Below are 26176 nucleotides of genomic sequence, written 5' to 3'. Positions count from 1 at the left end.
TTAATGCTATTTTCTTGAAAAAATAGCTAGATCATCATTATTGGTCTCGTAACCCAAAGTCAACTCCTTTCATGAGTTTTAAGCCAAATCCTTTAAACAAATTCTCCGTTAAAGAAGTGATATTTTTTGATGTCAACAACGCAAAATCTTGATATTTCTTTATATATTGATGGTGTATCTTTCCCGACAATGGTAATAAAGATCTGATATGTTTGGCGATCGCTTTCGCCGGATCAATCCACTCAACGGACCATAAAGCATGTTCACGAAAGAAATTAATCAAAAAAGGATAATGTGTGCAGGCTAAAACAATAACATCCGTATATTGTCCATTTTTTTCCACAAAACATGGCAAGATTTCTTTTCTTAACTCTTCTGAATCGATAGATTTTCCCCGTAAATAATCTTCAGCAAGTCCAGCCAGCTTTTTACTTCCCACAAGCTGAACATGACACTGTCCAGCAAAAGAGTTAATTAATTCATTTGTATAAGCACGTTTAACTGTTCCAGGAGTCGCTAATACGGAAATAAAACCAGATTTTGTTTGTTCCGCAGCTGATTTAATTGCAGGAACCGTTCCTACAAAAGGGACATGAGGAAAATTCTGTCGTAAATCTGCTATCATCAGTGTAGAAACAGTGTTGCAAGCAATCACACATAAAGCTGGATTGTAACGTGTTAAAAGATTTGTAAAAATCTTCAAAATACGCTCTTTCAAAATATTTTCTTTCCAATTTCCATAAGGAAATCCTGCATCATCAGCAACATAGATAAATTGCATGTCGGGGATAAGAATACGCGCTTCCCTGAACACTGTTAAACCACCAATACCGCTATCAAAAAAAAGAACAGGTCGTTCATCCATTAGTTTTCACACTTATTTTTAATTTTTTTACGATCACGCTCTTCCGGTGCTCTACTCCCCCGTGGATATTGTGGCGAAAAATGATCCAAAGAAGATATAATGCCTCGCAATAAACGAACCTCAGGTTCACTAAAGTTAGCGCGCGTAAAAACAGAGCGCAAATTTGCAAGCATCACTTCTTTGCGTTCTGGGGGTCTAAAATACCCACGGATATTCAAAGCCTCTTCTAATTGAGATAAAAAACCATGGAATATTATTTTATTTGCAGGTTCCATCTCCGCGGCACGAAATGCCGTATCGCTGACATTCTCTAAACCAGTTTTCATCCATTCGTAAGACATTAAAAGAACCGCTTGCGCAATATTAAGTGACGCAAAAGCAGGATTAACTGGAAAAGTAATAATTTCATCAACAAGGCTGATTTCATCATTTTCTAGTCCCCATCTCTCTCTTCCAAAGACAATCCCGGTCTTATGTCCGATACTTTCACGCTGACGTAATACGCTTGCTGCTTCGACAGCACTTTTTACAGTTTTAAATCCACATCTTTCACGTGCTGTTGTGGCAAAAACATAGTGTAAATCTGCAATTGAATCACGCAATGTGTTAAAAATCACAGCGTTGTTAATGACATGATCAGCTTTACTTGCAGCAGCTCTAGCTTTTTCATTTGGAAACATTTCTCGAGGATTGACTAATCGAAGCTTAGAAAGCCCAAAATTTGCCATTGCCCTTGCGACCATACCAATGTTTTCAGGAAGCTGCGGTTCAACTAAAATAATAATGGGACCATTTGTTAAATTTTCACGATTCTTATTCGTTCCTGCCATCAATCTTACCTAGTTTCACTTAAACTATCTCCCTCTCCACTATTTTTACGAAACCTTTTTCACAATACTCTAATGCTGTTTAATAATAACTTATAGATAATCTATCTTTTCATTCAAAGATAATAGTTTCTAAACCTAATAATAAATTTTAAAAGCCATTAAAGTGAACGATGGAATTTATAACAATTTATATAAGATATCGTAGCGTTTTTTACATCAATTTTATCTTTTTTAATAGGGAACAGCCCCTATAAATCATAATCTCAGTTGAATTATGAAATCATAAATCCTAAAAAAGGGATATGCACTTTATTCCCAAACTTTTTCCTGCAAAGCTTATCCGTCGTTATAAACGTTTCCTTGCGGATGTTCAACAAGATGATCAGCATGTCCTCACCGTGTCTGTACCTAATACAGGATCAATGCTTGGATTAACAGCTTTCAACACCAATATTTGGCTTTCTTATCATAACAACATCAAACGAAAATATGCCTATCAATTAGAAATTATTGAAGCCGATAATACTTTGGTTGGTATTAATACTTCTTTACCCAATAAACTTGCGTTAGAAGCAATTCAAAACGGATTACTACCAGAATTAAATGGATATAAAACAATTTTAAAAGAACAACGCTATGGGACACAATCACGAATTGACTTTCTTTTACGTGATGACATTCTTCCTGATTGTTACCTAGAAGTCAAAAATGTTCATTTTATTCGTCAGAAAGGATTAGCAGAATTTCCTGATAGCGAAACAAAACGTGGTGCACGTCACCTTGATGAGCTCATAGGAGTTGTACAACAAGGAAAACGAGCTGCTATGCTTTATATTATTCAACGAGAAGATTGCTCAGCTTTTACAATTTGTCATGATCTTGATCCACTCTATGGACGTAAGTTTGATTTAGCATTAAAATCAGGAGTAGAATGTTATGCTGTAAAGTGTCATGTAAGTGTAGAAGGCATTTTTCCGATTCAGAGAGTAAAAATAGAAAATAGAAGAAACAATGACTGAGTATATCGAATATAATAAAATCCCTTTAAAATTTAATGGAAAAATCCGCATTTTCGATGATTATGCTTTTGCTAAAATGCGTGAAGTTGGTCGTATTGCTGCAGAATGCCTTGATGCGCTTACAGATATTATTAAGCCGGGCGTTACTACGCAAGAAATAGATGATTTTGTATTTATTTTTGGAGCTAAGCGAGGAGCACTTCCTGCTGATCTAAATTATCATGGATACAGCCATTCATGCTGTACATCTATCAATCACGTTGTCTGCCATGGCATTCCCAATAAAAGACCTTTGCAAGAAGGTGATATTGTAAATGTTGATGTAACCTTTATCCTTGATGGTTGGCATGGGGATTCAAGCCGAATGTATCCTGTTGGAAAAATTAGGCGTGCCGCAGAACGCTTGCTAAAAATAACCTATGAAAGTCTTATGCAAGGAATCGCTGTCGTTAAGCCTGGAGCAACGACAGGTGATATTGGGGCAGCCATTCAACAGTATGCAGAATCTGAACGCTGTTCAATTGTGAGAGATTTTTGCGGACATGGTATCGGCCAGCTTTTTCATGATGCTCCCAATATTCTCCATTATGGAAATCCTGGAGAAGGAGTTGAATTAAAACAAGGTATGATGTTTACAATTGAGCCTATGATTAACCTTGGTAAACCACAAGTTAAGATTTTATCTGACGGTTGGACTGCTGTTACCCGTGACCGCTCTCTGACAGCACAATATGAACATACAATTGGTGTTACAAATGAAGGGTATGAAATATTTACACAATCTCCTAAAAATATTTTTTATATTCCAAATTCCCATACCTAACGCAATGTAGAGATGTTATGGCTAAAAAATTAAAACAAAAGGAAGATACTCAAAGTAATCACTTTGCATTAACATCGAGTTCTCCACTCACCCCAGTATCAGAAAGAAAAAGTGAAGAGCCTCAGAAAAACGCACAGCTTCATAAACATTATCAAGGCCATCGTGAACGTCTTCGGAAGCGCTATTTAAAGTCAAAAGGAAATGCAATTGAAGATTATGAATATCTTGAATTATTGCTTTTTCGCACAATACCCCGTGCAAACACAAAACCCATAGCTAAAAATTTGATAGCGCGTTTTGGTTCATTAGCTGATGTGTTGGGAGCGGATATTCACCGACTTCAAGAAATTCCAGGATGTGGTCCCGCCACTGCAGTTGATTTAAAAATTATTTCAGATGTTGCTGGACGTCTTGCTCGTGCGCAATTGTTTAAGCGCGATATTTTTTCATCATGGGATAAAGTGTTAGCGTATTGTAAAGCTGTTATGGCTCACGAAACACGTGAACAGTTTCGTATTTTGTTTCTTGATAAGAAAAACGGCTTACTTGCTGATGAGGTGCAACAAACTGGAACCATTGATCATACCCCTGTTTATCCTCGTGAAGTTATTTCTCGAGCTTTAGAGTTATCCGCATCAGGACTTATCTTAGTCCACAATCACCCTTCTGGCGATTCCACCCCCTCTAATGCAGATATAACAATGACATATAGATTAAAAGATGCAGCAAATGCATTAGGCATTATTATCCATGACCATCTTATTATTGCACGAAATAACCATACGAGTTTTAAAGCGTTAAAACTTATATAAATCTTATGGGATAAAAAAGACTTCATTCAACTATGAATAACGAATCAATTTTCTAAATCAATATCTAATATAGCCATTGAGAAATTATAGGAGAGCTCATCTTCATCTTCATCTCGATAGATAATGCCTAAAAACTCATCTCCCATATAAACCTCACAAGAATCACTCTTTTTAGGACGTGCTCTGACTTGCAATGCTGAGTTTTGGAATATATTTCTAAAATAATTATCAAGTTTTTTTATTTCATCAGCATTCACTATGCTCTCCTGTTTTTTTGAAACGATTAAAATAATTGCGTGTCGTGCAAATAAGACACTCTTATGATTCTGTAAAGTCAGTAAAAAAGCATAATCTGAATATTTACTTAATATTACATATATTCACAACGTTCTTTATACATTCATAAAGAACGTTTACAAAAGGAGTCTATCATTATTAAATATACCCGTATAGATTAAAAAATGGCAAAAAAAAAACTGTATATTTTTAATAATTTTACTTTATCTCCAATTTTAGCATCTGTATTTAAAATGCATATTCGTAAGAATAAATTGATCAATAATTTATAATTTTGTTTATTTTATAAAAAATATAAATAAAAATATTTTTTATTTAAAACTACATTTTTTAGCAAAAAATATTTATTACATCATTCGAAAATAATTCTTTTTAATAACCTTTAAAGTATAATTATCTAATCTTAGAAGAATTACGTCTCTGAAAAATATACAAAATAAGCTAATAAGAGTTTATTTTTCTTTTCATTTTTTATAAAAACTTACGTCACAACAGAAAGATTTTTTAATAAGCTTTTTTCAATTTATACGAAATAAAAATATTGGGTATTTCTGTAAATTCTAAAAGCTATGAAGAGTTCTTATTTTATAGGATAACGAGAAAGAAAATCGATAACGCCTTTTTTATAAACTTTATCGCCTACAGCAAGCATATGATCTCGATCAGGAATTGATAAAGCTTCACCACAAGGCAACAAGGCTGCCAATGGCTCTGCATCACCGCCAATTTCATCTAATGAACCAACGGCAACAAGTGCTGGTTGTTTGATTTTGTAAACTTCAGACGCCGTTAACTCCTGTTTTGATGTAATGATACAAGCAGCAAGAGCACGCCTATCGCTTTTCGTTTGATCTGCAAATTTACGGAACATTAAACCGCGCGTATTGGTAATAGTGGAAATATCTTCTGCTAAAAGGGCCTCAGCAACAGGCTCCCAATTTCCTGCTCCCGTCACCATACCAATACCTAAACCACCAAAAATAACACTGTGTACATATGTTGGATGCAAAAGAGCCATGAAAGCACTAATACGAGCCCCCATAGAATATCCCATAACATGGGCTTTAGATAACTCTAAATGCTGCAGTAACTTTACTGCGTCGCCAGCCATAGCTTGAGGTGTATAAAAGATAGGATCATAACTTTTAACTGAATCTCCGTGACCGCGATTATCAAGAGCAATAACACGATATCCTGCTTCAGTGAGAATACGAAACCAACCCGTTGCATACCAATTCACCCGTGCAGAAGATCCAAAACCATGGATCAACAAAATAGGCGCGCCCTGCCCTTCTTCTCGATAAGCAAATCGCAAACCATTATATTCAAAAAAACGAATATCTTCAGCGGTCATTTTTTATTGCACTTTCCACAAAGTACAGGATGAATAACACGTTGTCCTTTTTGGATCTTTTTTTTAGAAACTTCACCAGCGTTAATTTCAAGTGCAAAAGCTGCAGGAACTTCTGATGAAATGGTATTTGTTGAAAGTGGCGAAGTATTTTCAATAATCGATACAATAATTCCCTCAGAGTTTAAGAAAATCATATCTAAAGGTAAAGGCGTATTTGCCATCCACATAAAAATTTTCTGCTCATCTCCGGATCGAGAACTTTTTAGCTGCTTAAAAAGCATTGCACGATCGCGTGGAAAATCAGTTCGATACATTAAACCAGCTGCTGCTTGAGATGGCGTAAAAGCAATCTCTACCTTATAAAAAACCGGACCTTGCTTTGTATGTATTTCTAAAGGAATCGGATGCACAGGAATCTCTATGGGCTCCTTTGCTACAACAACAGGCATATCTAACATAAAAAGCATCACCAATAAAACAATATACCCCTTTTTAAAAGGCTTTAACATTCTTGTCTCCACCACAGAAAAATTTTAAATTTTGTTTCTAAAATAAAAAGTACCAGAGTTTAAAAGTCAAAAAAAAAGGAGGATTGCTTCCTTGTTATTTTCTAGTTTTTTCAACGTAATATGCGAAATTTTCTTCATTTGGTTTATGGATTAACGAGAGCCATATTTTCTTTAAAAATCTACCTCTATAGCAATTTACGGAATAACCATCTTTAAAAATATAGAAAACACACTGATTTCACTCGTGAAATTCAATGCGTAGCTAAAGGAATGCCTATGTCCGGATAAATCTCTGCTGTCATTAAACCTTTTTCTCCTTTACCAAAACGTACAAGAACAACTTGGCCGGAACGAAGCTCTGCTAAACCAAAACGGCGCAATGTTTCCATATGAATAAAAATATCTTCTGTTCCTTGCCCTCGGCTAAGAAAACCGTATCCTTTGTCACGATTAAACCATTTAACAATTGCTCGTTCTAGTCCACTTTCTGGAGTAACAACAACATGGGTACGGGCAGGAACTTCTGATGGATGAATTGCTGAAGAACAATCTATGGATTTCACCTGAACGCACTTTAACCCTCGTTCAGTTTTTTCCACAGCACAAATGACTTTAGCTCCCTCTAAAGCTGTTTGAAAACCATCCCTTCGCATTACCGTAACATGCAATAATATATCTGGAAAATGAGGTAAATCAGGTACAATAAATCCATACCCCTTACTACCATCAAACCACTTAATGACACCACTGATTTCGATAATCTCCCCACAAGCACCTATACTATCCTCAGATGGGGAACAATCCTTTAATGCATCCTTACTCGTCATAATAACGTGATCCTGTAGCTTATAAATTGTACGATATTGATTCTCTAGGTTTAAGTAAACATTGCTCTTGTATCAACACGCAAGCCCCAAGATAAGATTTCCCCACATTGTCGTATCTTCTATGTTAATGTCAGAGAATATCAACGTGAATATTTATAAAACTATTTGATTGTACACTTTACATACCTTACAAGAAGTGCCCTACAAAAGAGATCATATAAAAGTTTTTTTACATAATGATATTTTGATTAATGTGTAACTTGCATGATGAAGAAGTTCAATATAAGGTGAAAAAACGACAATTCAATTAAGGAAAATGCGCAATGCAATTGAAGAAAATCCTTACGATAATCGCAGCATTTATGGCATTTACAGCAAATGTTTATGCGAGTGAACCTATTAAGATTGGTGTTTATCTTCCATTAAGTGGTCAAAATGCATTTGGAGGTCAGCTTGAAATTAGAGGTATAGAATTAGCCCATAAAAAAGTTCCAGAAATTTTAGGACGTAAAGTAGAACTTGTTATTATTGATAATAAGTCTGATAAAGTAGAAGCGGCTAATGCTGTTATGCGTTTAACAGCAAGTGAAAAAGTGAGTGGAATCATTGGTAGCTATGGTTCTTCGCTCTCGTTAGCAGGTGGTGAAATATCTGAAAAGGCAAAGACTCCAACCATTGCAACGTCCTCAACAAGTCCCCTTGTTACACAGGGTAAAAAATATTACTTTCGTGCTTGCTTTATTGATTCCTATCAAGGAGTAGGAATCGCAACTTATGTAAGCCAAACTTTACACGCAAAAAAGGCTGCTATCCTTAAAGATATTTCAAGCGATTATGCTATTGGTCTTGCAAGTTATTTTACGCGTGCTTTCAAAAAATTAGGTGGTGAAGTTATCTCAAATTTAAATTATAATTCTGGAGATCAGGACTTTTCAGCTGTTCTCACGCAAATTATCGCCCAGAAACCTGATATCTTATTCATTCCATCTTACTTTTCTGAAGGTGCTATCATCATGAAACAAGCACGAGAATTAGGGGCTAAATTTCAAATTATGGGTGGAGATGCTATGGATAATCCAGAAACCATTACGATTGCAGGAAAAGCTGCAGAAGGTTTCTTACATACGACACTTCCCTATAGTGAGGATATGCCAAATATGTCAGTAGCTGCGCAAGAATTCACAAAAGAATGGAAAAAAGCTTACCCAGACAAAGAGCCAAATATCAATTCTGTTTTGGGATACACGAGTTATATGATGTTCATGAAGGCTATTGAAAATGCTGGTAGCACTGATCGTGAAAAAATTACTATCGCACTTAGCCAATTAAAAGATTTTCCTACCCCCTTTGGGGATATGTCAATGGATGAAAATCATAATCCTAAAATTCCTATTGGTATCATTAAAATACAGGATGGAAAACGTGTTTATTTAGAAGAAGTTAAACCTGCTTTTTAATTAAAAAGTTGTGCTTATTAAAATGCAAGAATTGGTTGAGGATCTTTTTCTCAACCAAAAACTTAGAAATTTCTTATTGTCCTATGTAAATTAACAAATGTGGAAGGATGAGAGATGAGCACTGAAATGTTCATCCAGTACTTTTTTAATGCACTGGCATTGGGATCTCTTTATGGGCTTATTGCTATTGGCTACACCATGGTCTACGGTATACTGAGACTCATTAATTTTGCTCACGGTGATATCTTTATGCTGGGAGCATATTTTGTTTTCTTTTCCACAATTGGCTTTATGCCTGCTTGGGCAGCTTTTCTTCTTTTGTTCCTTGCTGCTCTTGTTTATTATTCGGTCTTTATAGGCTTTAAAAGGCGTCCTCCAATTTATTGGATTGCTGCTTTTTTAATTCTTGCGCTAGGATTTGTTTATTATTTTAAAATTTCCCCGCAAGACTTTACACCGATTTGGGTTTTAGCTCTTTGTTTTTCCATTTTTATTACAAGTGCTGTGGGTGTTGCTGTTGATCAATTTGCTTATAAACCTCTACGCCATGCTCCGCGTATTTCGGCACTTATCGGTGCAATTGGTGTTTCTTTTTTTATTGAAAATCTTGCTACTGTACTCTTTAGTGGTGTTCCGAAAGGTGTACAACAGCCAGACTTTCTTGTAACACCATTTTTATGGCATCTAGGATCAGGAGCAGATGGTATCATCAGAATTGCTCCCATGTCTCTGATCGTTCCCTTTGTGTCATTAATTCTTATTTTATTACTATTATGGATTATCCATAAAACAAAACCGGGTCTTGCTATGCGCGCAATCTCCCATGATATTGAAACAACACGTTTGATGGGTGTGTCTGTCAATAAAGTTATTGCGTTTACATTTGGAATAGGCTCAGCTCTTGCCGCCATAGCAGGCATTATGTGGTCTTTACGTTATCCTCAAATTCAGCCTTATATGGGTGTTCTTCCTGGTCTCAAAGCATTTATTGCTGCTGTTATCGGAGGTATTGGTTCGATACCAGGAGCAATGTTGGGAGGATTGTTATTAGGGTTTATTGAAATTATGATTATCGCATTTTTCCCCGCGCTATCTGGATATCGAGATGCCTTCGCTTTCATTTTATTGATTCTGATTCTATTGATATTGCCCACAGGATTAATGGGTAAAAGAAATCAGGAGAAAATCTAATGGCAAAGTCAGCGACAACTGTTTTATCGTGTATAAGTGTTTTAGTTCTCATAGGTTTTTTATTTTATGCTGATAGCCATTTTAATGACTATACGCTTCGTATCATCAATCTGATTGCTATTAATGCGATATTGGCAATTTCGCTTAATTTGATTTACGGTTTCACAGGTATGTTTTCTCTTGGACATGCTGGATTTATGGCTATTGGTGCTTATGTTTGCGCAATTTTACTTCTTTCCCCTGAACAAAAAGAAATGATGTGGATTCTTGATCCTATTGCTGAACCATTATATCATTTGCAGTTACCTTTTTTTATCGCTGTTGTCGTAAGTGGTTTGTGTGCTGCTGTTGTAGGTTTATTAATTGCTTTACCAATATTGCGTCTTGGTGGCGATTATCTTGGAATTGCAACATTAGGTTTTGCGGAAATTATTCGCATTGTCATTACGAACGCAACATCGCTCACAAATGGCTCTTTGGGAATCAAAGGAATACCTCAAAATGCAACATTATGGTGGAACTATGGTTGGCTAGCATTTACAGTTCTCTTTATTGTCCTCTTACTGCAAAGCAATACTGGTAACGTATTACGTGCTATCCGTGATGATGAAATAGCTGCGAAAACTATGGGAATTAATGCTTTTTTCTACCGTAGTTTTTCCTTTACTGTTGGAGCATTTTTTGCAGGTATAGGTGGCGCATTAATGGCGGCTCTTATTTCAACCATTGATCCAAAAATGTTTAATTTTCTTCTGACTTTTAATATTTTAATGATTGTTGTTGCTGGTGGTCTCGGTTCAATTACAGGGAGCATTATTGGCAGCATTATTATTACAGTCATGCTTGAATGGCTTCGTATCATTGAAAGTCCATTTGACTTAGGTTTTATACATATTCCAGAAACCCCAGGGCTTCGTATGGTTGTTTTTTCTCTTTTATTGCTGGTAATTATCTTGTTTTGGAGAAAAGGGTTAATGGGACAACGAGAATTTTCATGGAATGGAATTTATAGCTTTTTGACACGCAAAAAGCTTTCTAATACTGAGGGAAAGCTATGAACGACAATATCCTTTCACTCAATAATATTGTAATGCGTTTTGGCGGATTAGTTGCTGTAAATAATGTTAATATGGCAATTAAACGAGGAAGTATTACTGGATTAATTGGTCCCAATGGTGCTGGAAAAACAACAGTTTTCAATATGATTTCTGGATTTTATGCTCCTACAAGCGGCATCATTCTTTTTGATGAGAAAAAAATTTCTGGAGCGTCTCCTTATATTATCTGTAGAAGCCATATTGCCAGAACATTTCAAAATATTCGTCTTTTCTCAGGGTTAACGGTTTTGCAGAATGTTATGGTAGGAGCGCATGTTCGACAAAAATATCCTTGGTTTTCTTCAGCTCTCTTTTTTTCAAAAGCAATAAAAGAAAAGAAGGAAGTTTATAAAAATTCCTTGGAGCTCCTTGAACAGCTACAACTTGATCATCTTGCCAATCAATCGGCAACAGCTTTACCTTATGGTGTGCAACGACGTCTAGAAATTGCACGTGCGTTAGCCACAAAGCCCAAATTGCTTCTTCTTGATGAACCTGTTGCTGGCATGAATCCACAAGAAAGTGAAGATCTTAGAAAATTCATAGCAAAAGTGCAAAAAGACTTTGATCTTACAATTCTTCTTATTGAGCACGATATGAAAGTGGTTATGGGGCTTTGCCAACATATTTTGGTTATGGAATATGGCTGTTGCATTGCCAGTGGTACACCAGATGAAATTCGTAATAACCCTAAAGTTATTGAAGCTTATCTTGGCGGAGATGTTTATGGATATTCTTAAAATAAAAAATCTTTACGTTCATTATGGCGCCATTAAAGCTGTCCAAAATCTTTCTATGTCCATAAAGCGGGGCAGTATTGTCACTTTAATTGGAGCCAATGGTGCAGGAAAAAGCAGTATTGTACGTTCTATTACAGGGCTTAATCGCTCTGTTTATGGAGAAATTACCTATAATGGCAAATCTATTATTAAAAAATCACCAGAAGAGATTTTGCGATTAGGGATTGCTTTAAGCCCTGAAGGACGACGTATCATGCCCCATCTCACTGTTTTAGAGAATCTTCATCTAGGCGCTTATATTCGTCACGATAAGCAGGGAATTTCCCGTGATATTGAATGGATATTTGACCTTTTTCCGCGCCTACGTGAAAGAGCAAAACAGTTGGGAGGAACAATGTCAGGTGGTGAACAACAGATGGTTGCTGTGGGCCGTGCACTCATGAGCAATCCTGATATGGTCATATTAGATGAACCCTCGTTGGGGTTAGCACCACTTCTCGTTCGAGAAATTTTTTCGATTATTCGAAAAATTAATGATATGGGGAAAACTGTTCTTCTTATTGAACAAAATGCATTTGCTGCACTTTCCATAGCTGACTATGCTTATATTTTAGAGGTAGGACATATTTTATTTCACGGTGAAGGAAAAACTATGCTCTCTGATTCGCGTGTTAAAGAAGCCTATCTTGGTGGGTAAGACTACGAATTAAGGAAATAGAGCTCATTCCCTCCACCATTTAAAAGAGCATTTCTCATTAAGGATGAGAAATGCTCCTTTGTGAATTTTGACTATTACATCCACCATTTTTCTGCACTGAATATTCCTGCTTCTTGTTCAATAATGTGCGCTATCTGAAAAATGACTTCTTCAGAAAAAGGTTTACCAATCAATTGCAATCCTAGAGGTAAACCATTTGATGACAGACCAGCAGGAACAGAAATTCCTGGTAATCCAGCCATATTAACTGGTACAGTAAAAATATCATTAAGATACATTGCTACAGCATCATTTTTTATTTTTTCATCAGCAATACCAAAAGCAGATGTTGGTGTTGCTGGTGTCAAAATAGCATCAATGCCTGAAGCAAAACATTGATCAAAATCACGTTTTACGAGTGTTCTTACTTTTTGAGCTCTTAAATAACAGGCATCATAATAACCTGATGAAAGAACATAAGTCCCAACCAGAATGCGCCGTTTGACTTCATCACCAAAACCAACAGAACGCGTATTTTCATACATCTCAATGATGTCTTTCCCAGGCATGCGCAAACCAAAACGCACACCATCATAACGCGCTAAATTAGAAGAGGCTTCTGCAGGAGCTATAATGTAATAAGAAGGTAGAGCATATTTTGTATGGGGCAAAGAAATATCTTTAATCTCAGCACCTGCTTCTTTTAACCAATTTATTCCTTTTTGCCAAAGCTCAATAATTTCTGGAGACATTCCATCCACATGATATTCTTTTGGAATACCGATTTTCATTCCTTTGATTGATTGACCAAGATAACTTTCATAATCAGGAACTGGTAAATTGACGGAAGTAGAATCTTTTTCATCAAAAGAGGCCATTGATCTGAGTAAGATAGCACAATCACGAACATCTCTAGCAACAGGTCCAGCTTGATCAAGAGATGAAGCAAACGCGACAACGCCCCATCGCGAACAACGTCCATAAGTTGGCTTTATTCCCACAGTTCCAGTAAAAGCTGCTGGTTGACGTATTGAGCCACCTGTATCGGTTGCAGTTGCACCAGCACAAATTTGTGCAGCAACAGCGGCTGCGGATCCTCCCGAAGAACCACCGGGTACGAGTTTTTCATTTGAGCCTTTTTTTCTCCATGGACTAATAACGGGACCATAATATGATGTTTCGTTGGATGAGCCCATAGCAAACTCATCCATATTAAGTTTTCCTAACATCACAGCACCATCTTGCCATAAATTAGCCGTGACAGTTGATTCATAGTGCGGTTTAAAACCATCAAGGATATTTGAACAGGCTTGAGTATGAACACCATAGGTTGCAAAAAGATCTTTAATCCCCAAGGGAATTCCTTCTAAAAGCCCTCCCTGCCCTTTCGCTAAGCGACTGTCTGATTCAGCAGCCATTTTCATTGCCTGTTCTGCTGTTATTGTTACATAAGCATTCAAAGTTGGATTCGCCAACTCTATTGCTTGTAAATAAGCTTCCGTTAATTCTGTTGCTTTGAGATTTTTCTTTGTTAGAGCATCACGAGCTTGCGCAATTGTGAGAGTTGTTAAATCAGTCATATTGGTTCTCAAATTTCAAAAATATAAAAAGTTACTCAACAATTTTTGAGACAAGAAAAAAATTTTCTTCTGTAACAGGGGCATTGGCTACAATATCTGCTGCTTTATCACCATCTGTAACACTATCTTCACGCATTCGTAGAGTCATCGGCATCACAGATGTTAATGGCTCAATTCCACTGACATCAACTTCATTCAATTGTTCTACAAAACCTAAAATAGCATTGAATTTTTTTGTCACAGGTTCTATCTCATCATCGTGGAGGGCAATCCTTGCTAAATGTGCTATCCGCTTGACTGTCTCTTGATCAACAGACATACTCTTTACGCCTTTCTGCTTTTTTGTTTATTTATTGATCTTTATTCTGGCTATACAAGGCTGCACTTGTAAGTGCAAGAATATTAGATAACATGAATAAAGAATATAACTATAGATCTGAAACATTAAAAAACGTATTATACCTTTATGACTGTTATTAATATAGATGAAGTTATAAAACATCTTTTGCCTAGACAAACAATAGCAGGCTTAGATTTAGGGACAAAAACGATCGGAATTGCGATTTCTGATATGGGGCTGACTGTCTCAAATCCGCGTCCTGTACTACAGCGAAAAAAATTTACAGAAGATGCTTACACACTTATTAAAATTTTTGACCGTGAAAATGTAGGCGTTATTATCATTGGCTTACCTCTTAACATGAATGGAAGCAGTGGCTCTCGTGTTCAAGCAACCAGAGCTTTTGTGAGTAATATGAAAGCTTATACAAAAATTCCATTTGTTTTTTGGGACGAACGTTTATCAACAATTGCTGCGGAACGGTCTCTTTTAGAAATGAATGTATCGCGCGCTAAAAGAGCAAGCCGTATTGATTCGGCCGCCGCCGCTTTTATATTGCAAGGTGCTCTCAATAGAATTCAAAACTTTCATCATATGGAAGGATAGAGAACATTGAGCAAATGCCCTGCATTATATCGTGCAATGAGCATCCCGTAAGAAGATCTCCATTGTCCCCCAAGGCGGCTTTCCATATAGGCATTCGCAACATGTTCTATGTCTGTAGAACGTAATGCTGCTGCTGCTGCTGCATAAGCTACTTGTTCAACAAAAAATCTTCCTGCACCTTCATTTGCTGATGCCATATCATCTGCTGACTTAATAATTTCAATTGCTCGGGGTCCTGCTGGTCCAATATCAAGAGCAATTTTTTCCAACAATTTCTGAAACAATCCCGGTGCTTTTTCAGCAATAAGAATGGCATCCTTTACCAATTGATTAGCAGAACTATTTCTCACAATTCGCGCAGGCCCATTATGCAACATTTGTGATAATGGATTATTCTCTATAAAACTTTCAATACCAAGTTGTGCGATAATTTCACCAATAATAGGCACAACCAATTGACTTACATGATAAGCAATAATAGGTGTCATAATGCGGGCAAAAGCTGCTTCAGAACGGTCATTTGCTGCATTGTCAAATGCTCTCGCTAAACGCAAAACCAATGCTTGTGAGGCAGCTATATCTAATGCAATATCTGCAAAAATACGTTCTGTCAGTGGAGGTAAAGGCTGATTGGGGATTTTTTTCCGGAAAAAATCCATACCAAATTGAAGAGCCGCTCGTAAAACACCTGCCGATATGACAGATTGATCGAAACGCATCATCGTCTCGATATCTTTAATAACTTTAAGCCCTTCTCCAGCATTTCCCAAAAGCCAGCCATAACTGCCTTGGAAGTCGACAACCCCCTCTGGTGTTAAAAGTTCTCCAGAACGCTGAATTAAATGACGAATCGATATAGATCCATTTAATGCGCCATTTTCTTGTATGCGTGGAATAAAAAAACAACTTAAATGACCATCTAAATCTGCACTAACAAGATATCCGTCAGCGGTAGGATTAATAACGTTGGTTTTTACAACATTTAAACGATATAGATCACGTTCCATACTTTCATCGAAAGAAATTTTCTTAACACTTGGAAAATTGAAAGCGTATTTTTCAATATCGTCAAATGCACAAGTTAGAGAAGCAGCCTTTTTATGATGAATAGGTTTTGATGAGGAATCATATTGGCGTGATAAAAGTACATTTTGCCATTTTTTGAAGAGCTCAATATCACTAATTAAAACGGCAATAGCTGCACTCGTTATGATAACTTCATTCAAATGTCCTGTTTCTAAACCAGCAGATAAAGCTAAACGAATCGCACGCGCTTGATAGCGTACTCCATTTTCTGAGCTCGTATTTTCCCAAAGCGAGGTAACCAAACCTGCTTGTCTAGAATATTGTTGAAGAGCTTGATAGGAAGAATGGATCTCTAATCTTTCTGTTGGTTGCCCCCATTCATCATTATAGCGTAGTAAAGGCTTATAATGATTCGCTAAGCAAGAAAGTTTCCATGCTTCTCGACTCGCGGCAAAATCCCCTATTTCTTCAAAACTTGCTAACAAAAACTTAGGCAAAGTAGAAGCAATACGAAACATAAGCGTATCGCTAAGAAATGTATTTTTTCGACGAGTATTTTGCGCAGATACAGCACTCATAGGTATATTCCTACATTCAAATCATTCATATCATAGACTATTTGTCTTTTTAGAGTTAAGAAACATTTATCATATTCAAACAAATGCTTGTTTAACCTGTTTAGAGAGAGATAAAGAAGAATGCTATGATGCAAGATAATTTTTTCCCACTTTTCCCTCATCAACATCTTTTAGCTATTAAAGATCTGAGTGTACAAGATCTTAATACATTGCTTGATCGTGCAGAAGCAAATATTATCCTTTCTAACAAAATTGATAAAATAAAATCTACTTTGCATGGACGGACTCAAATTAATCTCTTTTTTGAAGCCTCTACGCGAACACAATCTTCTTTTGAATTAGCGGGTAAAAGGCTAGGTGCACACGTGATGAGTCTTGCGATCGGCAACTCATCTGTAAAAAAGGGAGAAACATTACTTGATACTGCTACAACTCTCAATGCGATGAAGCCAGATATACTGGTTTTTCGCCATAACAGTGCAGGAGCGGCAGCTTTATTAGCGCAAAAAGTTGATTGTTGTGTTATTAATGCAGGTGATGGTGCTCATGAACATCCAACCCAAGCTTTATTAGATGCTCTAACCATTAAAAGGGCAAAAGGTCGTATTGAAGGATTAACTGTTGCGATTTGCGGAGATATCTTACACTCACGTGTTGCCCGTTCCAATATCCTGTGTCTCAATGCTTTGGGTGCTCGTGTTCGTGCTGTTGCTCCCTCAACACTCTTACCCGCAGAAATCGCTCATATGAGTGTTGAGGTTTTTAACACGATGAAAGAAGGTCTTAAAAATGCTGACGTTATCATGATGTTGCGCTTACAGCATGAACGGATGACAGGCTCTTTTATTCCCTCTACGCGTGAATATTTCCATTATTTTGGCTTACATAAAGAAAATTTAGCCTATGCCAAAAATGATTCTATTATTCTGCATCCTGGCCCATTAAACCGTGGTGTAGAGATTGCATCCGACATAGCAGATGGACCACAAAGTATGATTCATACACAAATAGAAATGGGAATTGCAGTGCGTATGGCTGTCATGGAGGCTTTATTAGATTCACGCGCAAAGATCAGTGGAGAAAAAAAATGATAAAACCAATTGTTTTTCAAAATGCTCGTATTATTGATCCTTCGCGCGCAATCGATGAAATTGGTACAGTTATTGTTGAAAATGGACGAATTATAGCCGCTGGAAAAGAAGCTCTGAATCAGGGATTCCCTGAAGAAGCAGAAGTTATTAACGCACAAAACAAAGCAATTCTCCCTGGACTTGTTGATGCGCGCGTTTTTGTTGAAGAATTAGGGAATGAACATTGTGAAACAATTACATCAGCAAGTTACGCGGCCGCAGCAGGTGGTATTACTTCCTTTCTTATGATGCCAAACACGCATCCAGTTATTGATAATGTAGCACTCGTTAAATTTATTACGCATACAGCACAGGAAATGTCATTGGTCAATATTTATCCCGTTGCTTCAATCACACAAGGTTTCAACGGACAAGAAATAACCGAATTTGGTTTGCTCAAAGATGCTGGAGCCGTTGCCTTTAGTGAAGGAAAAAAAACACTTCAAAATTCATCTGTTATGCGGCGTGCAATGACTTATGCACGCGATTTTGATGTTCCATTGATGCATGAAACGCAAGATAAAGATCTTACAGGGCAAGGTGTGATGAATGAAGGACTGCTTGCCAGTTGGCTTGGTCTTTCTGGCATCCCTCGCGAAGCAGAAGTTATCCCACTTGAAAGAGATCTACGTTTAGCAGCATTAACGCAAACACGCTATCATGCCGCTCAAATATCGACAGCACTCTCTGCTGATGCACTTCGTTTAGGTAAAAAACGCAGTGAGAAAATTTCAGCGGGTGTATCTATTAATCATTTATCTTTCAATGAAAATGACATTGGACAATATCGCACTTCTTTTCGCTTAATGCCCCCATTGCGTACAGAAGAAGACCGTGTAGCAATGATTGAAGCAATAAAGGATGGGATTATAGATGTTATTGTCTCTTCTCATGATCCTCAGAGTATCGACACAAAACATTTACCATTTAATGACGCGGCAATTGGCGCTATTGGTATGGAGACCTTATTGAGCGCAGCCTTACGTCTTTATCATAATGAGAGCCTATCTCTTCTACGGATAACGGAACTTTTGTCAACGGCGCCTGCAAAGCTCTTTGGACTCAATGCAGGAACACTCAAAAAAGGGGCTCATGCAGACCTTATTGTGGTTGATCTTGAAGAACCATGGGTTGTTTCGAAAGAGAAGCTCTATTCACGTTCAAAAAATACCCCTTTTGAGAATGCACGTTTTCAAGGACGCGTGATCCAGACTTTTGTGAAAGGGAAAAACGTTTTTAAACTTGATCAACAAACTTAATGAGATTCTTAATGAATGAAGCAGAAATATTTTTTCAGTCCACTCCATGGTTTATTTTCCTCGTATCTTATCTCATTGGCTCGATTCCATTTGGGCTTCTTTTTACGAAATTGTTCAAAATTGGTGATATAAGAACAATCGGTTCCGGCAATATTGGAGCAACAAATGTTTTACGAACAGGAAATAAAAAGCTTGCTGCTCTAACACTTCTTTGTGATATGTTGAAAGGAACTATCGTTGTTTTCGTTATAAAGTTTTTTAGTGATCCGCTAGACAATAGTATCCTTGTTTCTCTAGCAGGCTTTTTTGTTTTCTTAGGACATCTTTTCCCCGTATGGCTTAAATTTAAAGGTGGCAAAGGTGTTGCTACCTATCTAGGAGTCTGCTTAGGAATCTATTGGCCTGCAGCAATTATTTTTATTATTGTATGGAGTGCGATTTTTCTCCTCATGCGTTATTCTTCATTATCTGCGCTTATTGCTGTTACGATCACACCGATATTTGTTTTTTATTTTTCCGCTTCTTATTTCTATTGTATGCTGATTGTGATGAGCGTATTTGTGTTTATAAAACATTCTGCAAATATCGGTAGATTATTAATTGGGGAAGAAAGTAAGATTGGTACGCAACACGGAGATAAATAAAGGAATCCTGCTTACTGATCATCAACGTCTAAGCTGGTTACGGTTATTGCGCAGTGAAAATATTGGAGCTGTTAGTTTTCGCAATCTCATTGATCATTATAAAACAGCAGAAAATGCTCTGGCAGCACTGCCAGAGCTTAGTAGAAAAGGGGGTGGTTCTGTATCTATTAAAATAGCAAGCTTAGAAGATGCAGAAAAAGAAATGCAAGAAGCTGAAAGATTAGATATTCGGTTCATCGGTATGGGCGAACCAGACTATCCAGCTTTTCTTAAGGTTACAGAAGCCCCTCCGCCGCTTATTGCTATCAAAGGTAATATTTCAATTTTTCAAAAAACTTCTATTGGAATTATAGGTTCTCGAAATGCTTCAGCTGCTGGGAAAAAGCTTACGGCTCAATTTGCGCGTTTTCTCGGAGAAGCAGACTTTGTAACAATTTCTGGGCTCGCTCGTGGAATTGATAGCGTTGCGCATCAAGCAAGTTTAAAAACAGGAACTGTTGCAGTCATGGCTGGAGGAATTGATCATATCTATCCTCCTGAAAATAAAAAGTTGCACGAAGATATTATCGCCAACGGTGGAGCCATCATCAGCGAAATGCCCATTTCTTGGAAGCCGCGTGCTATCGATTTTCCAAGAAGAAACCGTATTATTGCAGCTCTATCACTTGGTCTCTTGGTTGTAGAGGCAGCCCTGCGCTCAGGGTCCTTAATTACCGCACGTCAAGCAGCTGAAATGGGACGGTTAATTTTTGCCATTCCCGGTTCTCCACTTGATCCAAGATCTGTTGGTACAAACAATCTTATCAAAGACGGTGCTCTACTCACCACACATCCTTCTGACATTATAGAAACACTTACGCCATTAATTTCACCGCTTCCAAATTCGCAACTCAATTTTTTTGAGGAACCATCCTCTTTACAACTTGAAAAGGAGAATTTTAATTTAGCAGATGAAAAAAACAGTGATCCCTCTTTAGCAGATGATGATGCAGCACGTGCAGCAGTTCTCTCCGCTCTTTCAACAACGCCAATCGATTTAGACACACTCAGTATCCACTCAGGTGTTTCACTCCCAGCTCTCTACCTCTTGTTGGTAGAACTCGACCTTGCTGGAAAGCTTATTCGACACTCTGGTGGTTGTGTGTCATTGTCGAATCTTGATCTTCCCCAAGAGCCTCAGCACTATTAATAATGCTTTGCCCTTCTTTGGCAACCATATCCAAAAGCAATGCTAAAAGCGGACTGTGCGCCTGACGCGCCATCTGATTCATTTGCTTTGACATGTCTGTAATATATTGGATAACTTTTAAATGATTTATAAACATAATCCTCTATCCTTGAGCATTTTCCCTCCTACCTCTCAATAGACGTTATCTTAGTATTTCGCCGTATGTTTTTGTAATAACAGTGGAAAATAAATCGTGTAATTCTATATAGGGTGTACTCTAATAATGACAATCATAAGTTGTACAATATTCATGTTTTTTATATGGCTAATATTTTTTATGTGCTCTTAAGCAATTGGCATTAGCTATTCGCGTAAAAGGCGTTTATAAAAAAATTTTTATTTCAATATTTGGGTAAAATTATGAATATCGTTATCGTTGAATCTCCAGCAAAAGCAAAAACAATTAATAAATATCTTGGATCTCAATACAAAGTTGTCGCATCATTTGGACATGTTCGTGATTTGCCTGCAAAAGATGGTTCTGTTTTACCGGATCAAGATTTTTCTATGAAATGGGATATAGATTCTGCTGCCGCTAAACGTTTAAATGAAATAGCAAAAGCCGTTAAAGAAGCCGATAGCCTTATATTAGCAACAGACCCTGATCGTGAAGGGGAAGCTATTTCATGGCATATTCTGGATGTTCTCCGTCAAAAAAAAGTTTTAAAAGATAAACCTATTAAAAGAGTTGTCTTCAATGCCATCACCAAAAAGTCTGTGCTTGATGCTATGAATAATCCACGTGATATTGATACATCCCTTGTCGATGCTTATCTTGCACGTCGTGCTCTCGATTATCTCGTTGGTTTTACACTTTCACCTGTTTTATGGCGTAAACTCCCTGGTGCGCGTTCAGCAGGACGCGTTCAATCGGTTGCTTTGCGTATTATTTGTGATCGTGAATCAGAAATAGAACATTTTATCAAAGAAGATTATTGGTCCATTACAACACAGTTAAAAACCATCCGAAATGATAGTTTCCAAGCAAGATTGACAATGTTTAATCAAAGAAAAATAGGCAAGCTTGATATTCAATCTCAAGAACAAGCAGACCAAATTCGCTTTATGCTGGAGAAAGCTCAATATCATACACTCAGTGTTGAAGCAAAACCTACAAAGAGAAATCCTTTTCCTCCATTTACGACCTCTACACTACAACAAGCAGCTTCTTCAAAACTAGGTTTTTCAGCTTCTCGCACTATGCAAATTGCCCAAAAGCTTTATGAAGGCATTGAAATTAATGGTGAAACGGCAGGGCTTATTACTTATATGCGTACCGATGGTGTGCAGATAGCACCAGAGGCTATTGATTCAGCACGAAAAGTTATTCATGAAACTTTCGGAAAAGACTATATTCCTGAAAAGCCACGTTTTTATTCAACAAAGGCAAAAAATGCACAGGAAGCACATGAAGCGATCCGCCCAACAGATTTTCAACGCAATCCTAGTCAAGTCCGTAATTTTCTCGATAGCGATCAAGCAAAGCTCTATGATCTGATATGGAAGCGTGCCATTGCCAGCCAAATGCGCTCTGCTGACATTGAACGTACAACCGTTGAAATTGAAGCACAGCAAGGAGAAGAGCGTGCAAATCTACGGGCAACAGGATCTGTTGTTCGTTTTGATGGCTTTATTTCCGTCTACACGGATCAACGAGACGAAGAAAATAATGAAGAAAATGAAACAACACGTTTACCACAAATAAACACTGGTGAAGCACTTACAAAAGAAAAAGTTGAATCTGTACAACATACCACAGAGCCCCCTTCTCGTTATTCTGAAGCTTCATTAATTAAAAAGCTTGAGGAGTTAGGAATTGGTCGTCCTTCAACTTATGCATCCACATTAGCGACATTGTGTGACCGTGGATATATTGTCATTGATAAACGAAAGCTTATTCCCGATGCCAAGGGACGTATTGTTACAGCCTTTCTTGAAAATTTTTTTAATCGCTATGTAGAATATGGTTTCACAGCAGATCTTGAAGAAAAGCTGGATCTTATCTCTGATGGCAAACTTTCTTGGAAAGACGTATTGCGAGATTTTTGGGATGGATTTAATGCATCTATTAGCAATATCCAAGAACTCCGTATAACCAATGTTCTTGATGCTTTAAATGTAACATTAGCACCTCTCGCTTTTCCTGAACGCGAAGATGGAAGTGATGTGCGTTCCTGTCCTCTTTGTAAAAATGGTCAATTATCATTAAAACTTGGGCGTTATGGTGCTTTTGTTGGCTGTTCCAATTATCCCGAATGTAAATACACACACCAACTTGGTACAGATACTGGAGAAGAGAATGAAGCTGTACGCAATGATGAACCTGTTATACTTGGTATTGACCCTGAAACAGGAAAAGAGATCTCTCTTCGTAATGGCCGGTTTGGTCCCTATATTCAACTTGGTGAAAGCAAAGAAGTTAAGCGTGCAGGATTACCAAAAGAATGGCAGGCAGAAAATGTAACCCTTGATAAAGCCTTGGCTTTACTATCCCTTCCCCGTGAAATTGGCATTCATCCTGAAACCGGAAAAACAATCACGGCTACGATTGGACGATATGGTCCCTATCTTAGCCATAATGGAAAATCTGCGCGCCTTCTTCATGCAGATGAAGTTTTTGATATTGGTATCAATCGCGCTGTTACAGTATTAGCAGAACAACAAGAAAACAAAACCAGGCAAAGCAGAACAACACCTGAAGCATTGGCAACATTAGGAGAGCATCCCGAAGGAGGAACCATTACCGTGCGCAACGGGCGTTATGGTCCTTATGTCAATTGGGGTAAAATTAATGCAACATTGCCAAAAGATAAAGATCCCATTAGTGTAACACTTCCAGAGGCACTAGAACTTATATCGGCTAAAGCATCGAGTAAAAAAACAACTTCAAAAAGAGCTTCTTCTAAAACAAAAGCAAAAATAAAAGAGACATAAATTTTGGCTAAAGGTGAAAAAAACATAAAATATCTCTCTTCATTCAAGGGGAAAACTTTTCCCAATAAGGAAGCAATCCTTTCCTTTATAATTGAGAATCCTAACCACTCAAGTAAACGAGAAATCGCTAAAGCTTTTAACTTAAAAGGCGATTCTCGTATCTGGCTTAGAGATATGTTACGTGAGTTAAAGGATCAAAATCTCATATCTAAACACCACAAAAGAGCAATAAACAAAGGAAAATTACCCCCTGTTTCTTTAGTAAAAATTAGCGGACGTGATAAAGATGGAAGTTTTATTGCACAACCTCTTGAATGGGAAGATTCTCCAAAGCCCAATATTGAAATACACTCTTTTCATCACATAACAGGAAGTAATATTGGTGTTGGAGATCATATTCTTGTAAAAGTTTTTCGAAATAAAAATTCTGAAAGCTCAAGCCATCCTTATACGGGACGAATTATTCGTAAAATTGATGTATCTCCCAAAAGCGCATTTGCTATTGTACGAAAATTGGAAAATAATCAATGGCGCCTTGATCCTATAGACCGCAAAACCAATGAACTCATTGTTGAAATGTCTCCAGAAATGAAGATTCAAATTGGTGATCTCGTTGAAGTCGAAATAAAAAAAAATACTGGTTACGGATTAAAGAGCGCAAAAATAAAGAATGTTTTAGGGCACATTAAGAGTGAGAAAACACTCTCAATGATAGCGCTTCTTTCGAAAGGAATTCCTTATATTTTTCCTGAAAGTGTTCTTGAGCAAGCCAAACATATCAAAGCTGCCAATATGGATAATCGTGAAGATTGGCGACAATTACCCTTTATTACAATTGATCCACCAGATGCAAAAGACCATGATGATGCAGTTTATGCAACCAAGGATAAGGATCCAGCAAATAATGATGGTTGGATTATTATTGTAGCCATTGCAGATGTTTCTTATTATATCAAAACAGGAAGTGCTTTAGATAAAGAAGCATTGAAACGTGGAAATTCTGTTTATTTTCCCGATACCGTTGTGCCAATGTTACCTGAACGCCTTTCTCATGATTTATGTTCTCTGCGTGAAGGAAAAGAAAGACCAGCTTTAGCCGTTCGTATGATTTTTGATGCAAACGGTAATAAACGAAAACATAGTTTTCATCGTACTATGATTCGTGTAAGAGCCAAACTTTCTTATCAAGAAGTACAATTGGCAATTGAAGGTAATATAAATGAAAAAATAACCCCTCTTTTTGAGAGCATTTTGCACCCCTTATGGGAAGCCTATGCATGCCTTAAAGCTGCGCGAAATCGTCGCCAACCACTAGAATTAGAAATTGCAGAAAAAAAGATTATTCTTGATCAAAATGGATGCATAAAAGATGTTGTGAGTGAACCACAACTAGAAGCGCATCGTTTAATTGAAGAGTTTATGATACAAGCTAATATTGCAGCTTCTGAAACATTAAAACAACATCACCAGCCGCTCATTTATCGTATTCATGAAAAACCTTCTCTTGCTAAGCAAGAAATACTTCGGAGCTTTCTTCAAAGTTTGGGGATACCACTCTCCCGCGGAAGCGAACTTACCTCAGCGCGCCTTAATAGAATTTTAGAAAAGGTCGCTCATACTCAACAACAAGAACTAGTCAATCAAGTTATTTTGCGTTCACAATCACAAGCAGAGTACAACCCTAAAAATAGTGGCCATTTTGGTTTAAATTTGCAGAACTATACACATTTTACATCACCAATCCGTCGTTATGCTGATCTCATTATTCATCGAGCACTCATTAAAGCTCTCAAATTAGGAAATGATCAATTAACAGATACACAAGAACAAAATCTTGCAGAAATTGCTACGCAAGTTTCTTTATACGAACGCCGTGCAATGATGGCTGAAAGAGAAACGATTGATCGGCTTGTTGCTCACTATTTAATGAATAAAATCGGTCGTATTTTTACAGGTCGCATTTCCGGAGTTACAAAAGCAGGTCTTTTTATCTCACTTGATAAACTCAATACAGATGGTTTTGTCCATATTTCTACACTTAAAAATGATTATTATCATTTTGATGAAGCACAACATGTTCTTGTAGGACAGCGTAGCCATAAAGGCTATCAGCTCAGTGATGTTGTAGAAGTAAAACTTATAACGGTACAACCTTTTGCTGGCGCTTTATGCTTTGAACTGTTAACAAAACCTCGTCCAATAAAATTTTCACCGACATCCTACCATAAAAACAAATTAAAAAAACAAAAGTATACTTTTTATGGGAAAAGAAAAAATTAATCTTCTTGCCCTCCATTAAATATAATATGAATAATAAATTCAATTTAAGAAAT

The 26176-nt window shown here is 37.2% G+C and carries 24 protein-coding genes and 1 pseudogene; 15 read left to right on the top strand and 10 right to left on the bottom strand.

Annotation, left to right across the window (positions count from 1 at the left end; genetic code table 11):
• Window positions 1-37: 37 nt before the first annotated feature.
• Together murI and ACFINY_RS05660 are read right to left on the bottom strand one after the other, a co-directional pair.
• The gene (gene murI / locus ACFINY_RS05665) at window positions 38-865 is read right to left on the bottom strand and encodes a glutamate racemase (RefSeq protein ID WP_375611921.1); all 828 of its coding nucleotides are present in this window, start codon (window positions 863-865) and stop codon (window positions 38-40) included.
• A pseudogene (locus tag ACFINY_RS05660) lies at window positions 858-1695 on the bottom strand (RNA methyltransferase). Before ACFINY_RS05660 ends, murI begins: the two are co-directional and overlap by 8 nt.
• A 302-nt stretch (window positions 1696-1997) precedes the next feature.
• Here ACFINY_RS05660 and sfsA point away from each other — a divergent pair.
• The 3 genes from sfsA to radC are packed head-to-tail and all read left to right on the top strand — an operon-like array spanning window position 1998 to window position 4349.
• A complete protein-coding gene (gene sfsA / locus ACFINY_RS05655; RefSeq protein ID WP_375611922.1) occupies window positions 1998-2714 on the top strand; it encodes a DNA/RNA nuclease SfsA in 717 nt (238 codons plus the stop codon).
• Window positions 2707-3537 (top strand): type I methionyl aminopeptidase, encoded by an 831-nt coding sequence (gene map / locus ACFINY_RS05650; RefSeq protein ID WP_375611923.1) that lies wholly within the window; start codon window positions 2707-2709, stop codon window positions 3535-3537. Before sfsA ends, map begins: the two co-directional genes overlap by 8 nt.
• Before the next feature lie 17 nt (window positions 3538-3554).
• Window positions 3555-4349: a DNA repair protein RadC gene (gene radC, locus ACFINY_RS05645; protein WP_375611924.1), complete on the top strand. Its 795-nt coding sequence runs from the start codon at window positions 3555-3557 to the stop codon at window positions 4347-4349.
• 44 nt (window positions 4350-4393) lie between these two features.
• On the opposite strand, the gene ACFINY_RS05640 is transcribed toward radC, so the two are convergent.
• The 4 genes from ACFINY_RS05640 to ACFINY_RS05625 form a co-directional block, all read right to left on the bottom strand.
• On the bottom strand, window positions 4394-4606 hold the full coding sequence (locus ACFINY_RS05640; RefSeq protein WP_375611925.1) for a DUF3126 family protein: 213 nt from the start codon (window positions 4604-4606) through the stop codon (window positions 4394-4396).
• Window positions 4607-5226: 620 nt separating this feature from the next.
• Complete coding sequence (locus tag ACFINY_RS05635; protein WP_375611926.1) at window positions 5227-6000, bottom strand: alpha/beta fold hydrolase; 774 nt, start codon at window positions 5998-6000, stop codon at window positions 5227-5229.
• On the bottom strand, window positions 5997-6509 hold the full coding sequence (locus ACFINY_RS05630; RefSeq protein ID WP_375611927.1) for a DUF192 domain-containing protein: 513 nt from the start codon (window positions 6507-6509) through the stop codon (window positions 5997-5999). The genes ACFINY_RS05635 and ACFINY_RS05630 overlap by 4 nt, the downstream gene beginning before the upstream one ends.
• Before the next feature lie 251 nt (window positions 6510-6760).
• Window positions 6761-7336 (bottom strand): cold-shock protein, encoded by a 576-nt coding sequence (locus ACFINY_RS05625; protein WP_273791031.1) that lies wholly within the window; start codon window positions 7334-7336, stop codon window positions 6761-6763.
• A 323-nt stretch (window positions 7337-7659) separates the two neighbouring features.
• Between ACFINY_RS05625 and ACFINY_RS05620 the strand changes: the two genes are divergently transcribed.
• From ACFINY_RS05620 to ACFINY_RS05600, 5 genes are all read left to right on the top strand, one after another.
• The gene (locus ACFINY_RS05620) at window positions 7660-8793 is read left to right on the top strand and encodes an ABC transporter substrate-binding protein (protein ID WP_273791030.1); all 1134 of its coding nucleotides are present in this window, start codon (window positions 7660-7662) and stop codon (window positions 8791-8793) included.
• A gap of 114 nt (window positions 8794-8907) precedes the next feature.
• Window positions 8908-9984 (top strand): branched-chain amino acid ABC transporter permease, encoded by a 1077-nt coding sequence (locus tag ACFINY_RS05615; RefSeq protein ID WP_375611928.1) that lies wholly within the window; start codon window positions 8908-8910, stop codon window positions 9982-9984.
• Complete coding sequence (locus tag ACFINY_RS05610) at window positions 9984-11042, top strand: branched-chain amino acid ABC transporter permease (RefSeq protein WP_375611929.1); 1059 nt, start codon at window positions 9984-9986, stop codon at window positions 11040-11042. Before ACFINY_RS05615 ends, ACFINY_RS05610 begins: the two co-directional genes overlap by 1 nt.
• Complete coding sequence (locus ACFINY_RS05605; RefSeq protein ID WP_375611930.1) at window positions 11039-11821, top strand: ABC transporter ATP-binding protein; 783 nt, start codon at window positions 11039-11041, stop codon at window positions 11819-11821. Before ACFINY_RS05610 ends, ACFINY_RS05605 begins: the two co-directional genes overlap by 4 nt.
• A complete protein-coding gene (locus tag ACFINY_RS05600) occupies window positions 11808-12518 on the top strand; it encodes an ABC transporter ATP-binding protein (protein ID WP_273791026.1) in 711 nt (236 codons plus the stop codon). The genes ACFINY_RS05605 and ACFINY_RS05600 overlap by 14 nt, the downstream gene beginning before the upstream one ends.
• 95 nt (window positions 12519-12613) lie before the next feature.
• Here the strand turns inward: ACFINY_RS05600 and gatA are convergent, their stop codons facing one another.
• Entirely contained in the window at window positions 12614-14098 is a 1485-nt protein-coding gene (gatA, locus tag ACFINY_RS05595; protein WP_375611931.1) for an Asp-tRNA(Asn)/Glu-tRNA(Gln) amidotransferase subunit GatA, read from the bottom strand.
• A 31-nt stretch (window positions 14099-14129) separates the two neighbouring features.
• Window positions 14130-14417 carry an Asp-tRNA(Asn)/Glu-tRNA(Gln) amidotransferase subunit GatC gene (gene gatC / locus ACFINY_RS05590; RefSeq protein WP_273791024.1) on the bottom strand — a complete coding sequence of 96 codons (288 nt, stop codon included), beginning with the start codon at window positions 14415-14417 and terminating at the stop codon, window positions 14130-14132.
• Window positions 14418-14564: 147 nt separating this feature from the next.
• Between gatC and ruvX the strand changes: the two genes are divergently transcribed.
• Window positions 14565-15044: a Holliday junction resolvase RuvX gene (gene ruvX / locus ACFINY_RS05585; RefSeq protein ID WP_375611932.1), complete on the top strand. Its 480-nt coding sequence runs from the start codon at window positions 14565-14567 to the stop codon at window positions 15042-15044.
• Here ruvX and ACFINY_RS05580 read toward each other — a convergent pair.
• Window positions 15029-16648 (bottom strand): acyl-CoA dehydrogenase family protein, encoded by a 1620-nt coding sequence (locus tag ACFINY_RS05580; RefSeq protein WP_375611933.1) that lies wholly within the window; start codon window positions 16646-16648, stop codon window positions 15029-15031. The two genes, ruvX and ACFINY_RS05580, sit on opposite strands and share 16 nt — an antisense overlap.
• Window positions 16649-16773: 125 nt before the next feature.
• Here ACFINY_RS05580 and ACFINY_RS05575 point away from each other — a divergent pair, with 125 nt between their 5' ends.
• The 4 genes from ACFINY_RS05575 to dprA are packed head-to-tail and all read left to right on the top strand — an operon-like array spanning window position 16774 to window position 20870.
• The gene (locus ACFINY_RS05575; protein WP_375611935.1) at window positions 16774-17739 is read left to right on the top strand and encodes an aspartate carbamoyltransferase catalytic subunit; all 966 of its coding nucleotides are present in this window, start codon (window positions 16774-16776) and stop codon (window positions 17737-17739) included.
• Window positions 17736-19037, top strand: coding sequence for a dihydroorotase (locus ACFINY_RS05570; protein ID WP_375611936.1), 1302 nt, complete (start codon window positions 17736-17738; stop codon window positions 19035-19037). Before ACFINY_RS05575 ends, ACFINY_RS05570 begins: the two co-directional genes overlap by 4 nt.
• A gap of 11 nt (window positions 19038-19048) precedes the next feature.
• Window positions 19049-19681 carry a glycerol-3-phosphate 1-O-acyltransferase PlsY gene (gene plsY, locus ACFINY_RS05565; RefSeq protein ID WP_375611937.1) on the top strand — a complete coding sequence of 211 codons (633 nt, stop codon included), beginning with the start codon at window positions 19049-19051 and terminating at the stop codon, window positions 19679-19681.
• A complete protein-coding gene (gene dprA, locus ACFINY_RS05560) occupies window positions 19638-20870 on the top strand; it encodes a DNA-processing protein DprA (protein WP_375611938.1) in 1233 nt (410 codons plus the stop codon). The genes plsY and dprA overlap by 44 nt, the downstream gene beginning before the upstream one ends.
• Here dprA and ACFINY_RS05555 read toward each other — a convergent pair.
• Entirely contained in the window at window positions 20800-21006 is a 207-nt protein-coding gene (locus ACFINY_RS05555; RefSeq protein ID WP_005773510.1) for a hypothetical protein, read from the bottom strand. The two genes, dprA and ACFINY_RS05555, sit on opposite strands and share 71 nt — an antisense overlap.
• A gap of 263 nt (window positions 21007-21269) precedes the next feature.
• On the opposite strand from ACFINY_RS05555, the gene topA reads away from it, so the two are divergent.
• Entirely contained in the window at window positions 21270-23843 is a 2574-nt protein-coding gene (gene topA, locus ACFINY_RS05550; RefSeq protein ID WP_375611939.1) for a type I DNA topoisomerase, read from the top strand.
• A gap of 3 nt (window positions 23844-23846) precedes the next feature.
• Window positions 23847-26123, top strand: a complete 2277-nt coding sequence (gene rnr / locus ACFINY_RS05545; RefSeq protein ID WP_375611940.1) for a ribonuclease R — start codon at window positions 23847-23849, stop codon at window positions 26121-26123.
• Window positions 26124-26176: the final 53 nt, after the last annotated feature.

Source organism: Bartonella sp. AA23NXGY (genome assembly GCF_042197165.1).
Lineage (GTDB): Bacteria > Pseudomonadota > Alphaproteobacteria > Rhizobiales > Rhizobiaceae > Bartonella.
The sequence above is the reverse complement of the archived record's forward strand: the minus strand, read 5'-3'. Positions and strand labels throughout refer to the sequence as shown.